Raw genomic sequence first — 6,217 nt, 5'->3', positions numbered from 1 at the left:
AAGTCATCCGGCGCCATGATCGGCTTCTTGGAATTGGACACTTCGCGAATGCCGTTGTTCCACCACGCGAGAATATAGATGCCCTGTTTTTCCGCCGCAGCCGCGATCTTGTCGCCGACAGGGCCGTCCATCACGGTCTCGGCCTGCTCGAGGTTCTGGAAGAGGAACGGAAGGCCGAGGAGACCGATCTCCGGTACAGCGCCGGAGGTCGCCCCTTGTGCATTCGCCGAGAAGGCGATTGTGCCGAGACGGATATTGGTGACGCTTTCGGCGTCATCCCCGAACTGCGAACTCGTGCCGACATCAACCGTAATCCGGCCGCCAGTCCGCTCCTTGACAATCTCGGCGAACTTCAGGGAGGCGACATCCTTGGGATTGCCTGATGCGGCGCTGTGCGAGATTTGGAATTGCTGGGCCGCGGCGGAACTGGCGCACAACGACACGACCATAGCTGCGATGATATTGTGAATTTTCATGACTATCCTCCACTGTTTGTCACGAACCGTATGCATGGCTGTTTGTTTGCGATCTTCACCCTTGGTTACCCAGCCGAACGAAGGACGCAGCAGACCACTCGAGCCCACATCGCGGGCATCGCTGCTGAGAAATCGCGCTGGCTGGATTGAACGAACACCCCAATGCGGCCCAAGGCCGATGAACGTGAGTTGGCTTTATCGGCGGTGAAGACCCGTGAATGGCGCCTTCCGCCGGAATATTCCTTTCATAGACTCCTCCCTACATCTGAAGCAGCAGCTTCTTCAGGATCTGCCGCACGAGATTGCGATGGTCCTGGCAAAGGTTACGTGCCTTCTCACTGTCTCCTGCGGCGATGGCCGCGATGATCAACCGGTGCTCCCGAACGGAATTCGCCCGGTCCACATAGATCGGGCTGATAAAGGACAGCACCGATTTCATTTGGTCACGCACCGAATAGTAGCTGCTGGCGATCAGCGTGTTTTCGGACATATCGAAGATGATCTGGTGAAACTGCCCATCCAGCTCCGCCCATATCCGCGCCTGATCGCGCTCCAGATTCTCCTCCATCCCGTCAACCAGTGGCGTCAGCAACCTTTCCAGCTCCTGCCCGTCGACATCGCCGGCAGCGACCCGTTCGGCCAGAAGATATCCCGCCATGCCGTCAAGCGCCTCGACCAGTTCATAACCCCGGATCAGGTCCTGGAGCGTGAAATGGCGCACGAACGTACCGGAGCGCGGAATGACCTCCACCAGCCCATCGGCCTCCAGCCTTTTAATGGCATCGCGCACGGGCGTGATGCTCATTTCGAATTCGCTCGCGATACGGTGAATATCGAGGGGAGCCGACGGACGCAGACCACCGTTGATGATCCTCTCCCGAAGCGTTTCATACGCCCTATCGGAATAGTTTCGCGTCATTGCTTTCCCTCTGTCACATGAGTTCGCTATACACCCTCGCTATATCCTGCACGGAGAGCGGAACATAGTTGTTCACCAGTAATCGCTGCTGCGTTTCGATCACCTTGTCCGCGTATCGGCCGACGTCACCGGCGGTCATCCCGTATTCGTTCAGCCGCCTGGTCGGCACCACTTCGGCAAGAAGTGCCTCTAGTGCATCGAACGGATTGCCTCCGTCCCTGACGCCGACGACATCCCAGATCAATCGAGCAATATCGGCGATCTTTCCGTCCGGAGCTTTCTCATAATAGATCTTGAAGACCGGCGGCAGGAATAGTCTCGTCGCCTCGCCGTGCGGCACATGATGCGCGCTACCGAAATGCATAGCAATCGCATGGACCCCGCCCGCCAGGACATTGGCAAGCGCGATACCCGCCATGTTGCTCGCCGTCAGATAGGCCTTGGCATCCTGCTGAATCACGTCCCGTCCATGCGCGACAATGCGCACGTAGCCCTGCAGAATGGAGCGGATGGCCGCCATGCAGAACATGTCCGTATAGGCATTGGCGCGTGGCGCCAGATAGATTTCCAGGGCATGGACGAGGGCATCGGCCGAAGACGTCGCGAAGACGTGATAGGGGATTTTCGACAGGAATTCGTCGATCAGGACGGCATGATCGGCAAACCCTGCGTCGAACCCCTTGCCGATCTTGCTGCCGATTGATGGAAAATCGAACACCGAGACACAAGTCACCTCGCATCCCGTGCCGCAGGTCGTCGGGATGAGGAGAAGGCCCGCTTTGCGCCCCGGCTGCACGCCAGCCGCGAAAAGCCCCGCAACGCTCTCATCCGAATCCAGCGCGAGCACTTTCGCACAGTCCAGAATCGAACCGCCACCGATCGCGATGAGGCGATCGAAGCCGAGCTTGCGCACGGCGCGCAAGATCTCGTCGACGGCGATGTCCGTCGGCTCACCAGCGCAGAAGTCGTCGTAGAAAAGGGTCTGCGCCGGCGTTCCCTTCATGAAGGTGTCATGAAGGATGCGTTGCGTGAAGATGAGATCCCGTTCGGTGACGGCATGCGCTTCGGTGAAGGCAGCGAAGGTGTCGTAGCCGTGAAGCTGTGGGCGAACAGCGAATTTCATCGTCGTTCAGGCTCCCGCAGCGATGCGCACGGCGGCGATCTTCCCGAACAGGGGCCCATAAATCGCCTCGTCATCCGGCGCGGATCGATCGAGCGGCTCAGCGATGCGCGTCGTGTTATAGTAGTGCTTCTGGGTGACGTTTTCGGAAACCGAATTTCCGCCCCAGCTTCCGCAGCCGAGGGAGAAGGTCTTGGCCAGGCCGTTGGACCAGCTTCCCGAATTGGCGACACCGTGCGGCTGTCGCACAATGACCCGCGACGTCTTCGTCTCGAGGCCGAGCTGCAGGATGCGACCGGCGTCGTTCGAATGGATGCCGCAGGAATGGCCGGAGCCGGAATAGTCGGTGATCGCGTTCACCAGTGCGATGGCGTCCTCGAAGGACTCGTATTTGTACCAGGTCAGGACGAGGCTGAGCTTCTCGCCGGAGAAGGGATGCGCAGCCCCCGTACCCTCTTCCTCGACCACGATGAATTTGCGGTCCGCCGGCACGGCGATACCGGCTAGATCGGCTATTTCGTGGACGGGACGAGCCACGACCTTGCGCGAAACGTGTCCGTTTTCCCAGAGCACGGCCTGGAGCTTCGCCTTCTCCTCCGCCGTTGCGATATAGGCCCCCTCCTTTTCCAGCGCACGCAGGAAATCGTCATGGATCGACGCCTGGACAATGATGGAGTTCTCGGCCGAGCAGCCGGAGGCGTTGTCGCCGGTCTTGCCGATCCTGATTTTCGCCGCGGTCTCCGCGAGATCGATCGTCTCGTCGATGATCACCGCGGCATTGCCGACGCCGACACCATAGGCGGGTTTTCCGGAGGAATAGGCCGCATTCACCATGTCCCCCGAACCTGTCGCCATGGTGACGTCGCATTGTGCCATGAGTTCGGCAGCAAGCGCCTTCGACGGCGCGGCGATGCACTGGACCAGATCTTCAGGGGCGCCGCAAGCGGCAAGAACCTGACGGATGACATCCACCACGAAGATGGTGGTCTTCTTGCTTGCCGGATGCGGCGCGCAGATCACGGCATTGCGGCCTCGGATGCCCAGAACGGATTTGAAGATCGGAGTCGCCTCACAATTGGTGCTCGGCACGAGCGCCGCGATGACACCGTAGGGCTTGGCGATGGTGATAATGCCGTTCGTCTCATCGCGATTGATGACGCCAACGGTCTTTTCCATGCGGATATCATGGAAGATTGCCGGCATCTTGTGCGTGAGCTTGGCGCGCTTGCTTTCGACAAGGCCCATCTTCGTCTCGTCATAGGCCATTTCGGCAATTTTCGTCGCCAGTTCGGGGCGCGATAGATGGTAGACGATGGCGCCGGCAATCACGTCCACCTGCTCCTGCGTATAGCCATTCAGGATCGCCTGCGCGTTGCGCGCCCGGTCAACGAGTTCTGCGATGCGAATATGATCTGCGGACTGAGACATTGTTCCTCCAGGCCGTGTGGCGGCCACATGGTGCATACTGTGATGCATCAGTTAAGGCATCATAGTGCCAATACGGTCTTTAATGGCCGAGTGCAAGAGAAATATTTTAACTGATACATCAGATTATATTTCTATTGATGCCTCTGGCGTCGCATGCTAGTTGGCTTCAGAGGCGAAATCCGGAGGATGCCATGATGTCGAGGAACAAGCATGCGGTGGCGATCAACGAGGTGGTTCTGCGCGACGGCTTCCAGAACGAACCGGGCTTCGTTCCGACGGAAGAGAAGATCCGCCTTTCCGATCGCCTGTCAGGCACCGGCGTAAGGCGCATTGAGGTTTCATCCTTCGTCTCACCGAAAGCGATCCCGAACCTGCGCGACGCGGCCGACGTCTTCCACGGCATCGAGCGGACGCCGGGTGTGCATTATACGGCGCTCGTGCCGAACGTCCGCGGCGCAGAGCGCGCGCTCGAATGCACGGTGGACGAGGTGAACCTCGTCATGTCGATCGGAGAACGACACAACCTGGCAAACATGCGAATGACCTGCGACCAGTCGCTTGCCCAGTTCAGAGAGATCATGAACGTGGTCGCCGGAAGCGGCATCTTCGTCAACGGCACCATCGCCACGACCTTCGGCTGCCCCTTCGAAGGCCGTCAGCCAATCGAGCGGGTGCTATGGGCGATCGACGCCTATCGCGATTTGGGTATCGAGGGCATCACCATCGCCGACACGATCGGCATGGCCAATCCCAGGCAGGTCGGCGAACTCACGGCCACGATCTTGAGCCACCATGCCGATCTGCCGTTGACGCTCCACCTCCACAATACCCGGGACATGGGCCTCGCCAACGCACTTGCCGCCTATGACGCGGGCATGCGCAGCTTTGATTCAGCTCTCGGCGGCATTGGTGGATGCCCCTATGCGCCGGGTGCAACGGGGAATGTCTGCACCGAAGACCTCGTGCATATGTTCCACAATTGCGGCATCGACACCGGCGTCAAACTTCCGGCCCTGATCGAGCTTTCTGGCGAACTCTCTGCTATTCTCGGCCACGGCGTTCCCGGCTATGTTGTAAAAGCGGGCACGAGCGATCGCGTTTACGCGTGATTCTTCGATGCGGCAACACAACAGCAACGAGAAGCGCGAGTACTCTCGATTAGCTCTTGAAGCTATGTGAATTGGCGACCGACGTCTTCCCATTCATCTGGATTTGAATCCGCGCAATTGCTTCACGTGCGAGCGGAAACGCAAACCGCGCCGCTCATCGTGATTGCGCCACGCCGAACGCATTCGCGGCGGGGCGGATATTCAAATACTCGGCGACGGCGAGCGTCTGGATCAAGAACTCCATTGGGATGCGCCCGCTGAGAAGTCGGGACAGTATTTCCATTTTTACATTCTTGGCAGACCGACGCCGTATGACCCGCCTATTCCTCCGAAGGGAGCTGACTGATCAGGCTCGGAGGCCGCGATCGAATCGCCAGTTGCCGTCTGGCACGAAGCTGTTGCGGGTGGTCGCGGCCAGTCGTTCCTCAAGCATGATCCTGTCTCGGCCAAGCCTCCTGCATCGACGGAATCGTAGCCGATCTGATCGAGGAACGTGGCGACGGACGCTTTCGCATCGGCATCGTCTCCAGCCATAGGAAGCGCGCGCCGATCCTTCGCGCCGGTCGGGCGAGCATCGGGAACCACGTCCTCCACCAGAATAGAGTTGAGGGCCTTGGCCACCTTGGAACCGGGAAGGCGCTTTGCCAGCACCTCGGCGGTCGTCAGCTCGCCGCTCTCCAGTGCCGGCACCGGGCCAAAATGCGGGAAGTAGTTCTGCGGGTTCAGCACGATCTTTCCGGCCAACGGCGCAGCCGGAATAGCGGGCGGCATTTGCAGGTGGATGGCCGCGGCGATCATTTTTCCAAATGCGGCAACGTCATCCACGGTCCCGACCTCACAACCAATCTGCTGGCCGATGCGCCGGATCGTTTCCGGCCCTCTGGAATTGCTCAGCATGACCTGATGACCGGCCCATGCTGCCAGCAATCCCACGGCAAAGGGCAAGCGCGGCCCGCGCACAGATAACCGCAGGTTCCTCGACGCGCTGCTTTGGATGGCACGTTCGGGTGGACGTTGGCGGGACGTGCCGGAGCGGCTTGGCGACTATCGTTCGGTGAAGCGGCGCTACTATCGCTGGATCGATATGGGTGTGCTGGACGTCATGCTGGCGATGTTCACCCGGGAAGCCGATCTGGAATGGCTGATGATCGTCTCAACCATCGTG

At 59.6% G+C, this 6,217-nt stretch carries 6 protein-coding genes and 2 pseudogenes; 2 read left to right on the top strand and 6 right to left on the bottom strand.

Annotated features, from left to right (window positions below; genetic code table 11):
• From ACOZKU_RS19565 to ACOZKU_RS19550, 4 genes are all read right to left on the bottom strand, one after another.
• On the bottom strand, window positions 1–584 hold a 584-nt coding region (locus ACOZKU_RS19565), incomplete at its 3' end, for a TRAP transporter substrate-binding protein (protein ID WP_421580269.1).
• Between the two features lie 151 nt (window positions 585–735).
• Window positions 736–1,395, bottom strand: a complete 660-nt coding sequence (locus ACOZKU_RS19560) for a GntR family transcriptional regulator (protein ID WP_421580268.1) — start codon at window positions 1,393–1,395, stop codon at window positions 736–738.
• A gap of 13 nt (window positions 1,396–1,408) precedes the next feature.
• On the bottom strand, window positions 1,409–2,518 hold the full coding sequence (locus ACOZKU_RS19555; protein ID WP_421580267.1) for an iron-containing alcohol dehydrogenase: 1,110 nt from the start codon (window positions 2,516–2,518) through the stop codon (window positions 1,409–1,411).
• 6 nt (window positions 2,519–2,524) lie between these two features.
• A complete protein-coding gene (locus ACOZKU_RS19550) occupies window positions 2,525–3,943 on the bottom strand; it encodes an aldehyde dehydrogenase family protein (RefSeq protein WP_421580266.1) in 1,419 nt (472 codons plus the stop codon).
• A 191-nt stretch (window positions 3,944–4,134) separates the two neighbouring features.
• Here ACOZKU_RS19550 and ACOZKU_RS19545 point away from each other — a divergent pair, with 191 nt between their 5' ends.
• Window positions 4,135–5,052, top strand: a complete 918-nt coding sequence (locus ACOZKU_RS19545) for a hydroxymethylglutaryl-CoA lyase (RefSeq protein WP_421580265.1) — start codon at window positions 4,135–4,137, stop codon at window positions 5,050–5,052.
• A 160-nt stretch (window positions 5,053–5,212) separates the two neighbouring features.
• Here the strand turns inward: ACOZKU_RS19545 and ACOZKU_RS19540 are convergent.
• Window positions 5,213–5,296 (bottom strand): annotated as a pseudogene (locus ACOZKU_RS19540) (LysR family transcriptional regulator); the annotation flags it as partial.
• Between the two features lie 41 nt (window positions 5,297–5,337).
• Complete coding sequence (locus ACOZKU_RS19535; RefSeq protein ID WP_421580264.1) at window positions 5,338–5,949, bottom strand: NADPH-dependent F420 reductase; 612 nt, start codon at window positions 5,947–5,949, stop codon at window positions 5,338–5,340.
• A 40-nt stretch (window positions 5,950–5,989) separates the two neighbouring features.
• Here ACOZKU_RS19535 and ACOZKU_RS19530 point away from each other — a divergent pair.
• Window positions 5,990–6,217: pseudogene (locus ACOZKU_RS19530) on the top strand (transposase); the annotation flags it as partial.

The sequence above is a fragment of the Shinella sp. M31 genome (genome assembly GCF_049199205.1).
Lineage (GTDB): Bacteria > Pseudomonadota > Alphaproteobacteria > Rhizobiales > Rhizobiaceae > Shinella.
This window is presented reverse-complemented; position numbering and strand designations above follow the sequence as displayed.

What these genes read in the sequence shown, in the direction of transcription:
- ACOZKU_RS19560 (WP_421580268.1), bottom strand. Translation starts at nt 1,395, where the DNA reads ATGACGCGAAACTATTCCGATAGGGCGTATGAAACGCTTCGGGAGAGG.
- ACOZKU_RS19555 (WP_421580267.1), bottom strand. Translation starts at nt 2,518, where the DNA reads ATGAAATTCGCTGTTCGCCCACAGCTTCACGGCTACGACACCTTCGCT.
- ACOZKU_RS19550 (WP_421580266.1), bottom strand. Translation starts at nt 3,943, where the DNA reads ATGTCTCAGTCCGCAGATCATATTCGCATCGCAGAACTCGTTGACCGG.
- ACOZKU_RS19545 (WP_421580265.1), top strand. Translation starts at nt 4,135, where the DNA reads ATGATGTCGAGGAACAAGCATGCGGTGGCGATCAACGAGGTGGTTCTG.
- ACOZKU_RS19535 (WP_421580264.1), bottom strand. Translation starts at nt 5,949, where the DNA reads ATGCTGAGCAATTCCAGAGGGCCGGAAACGATCCGGCGCATCGGCCAG.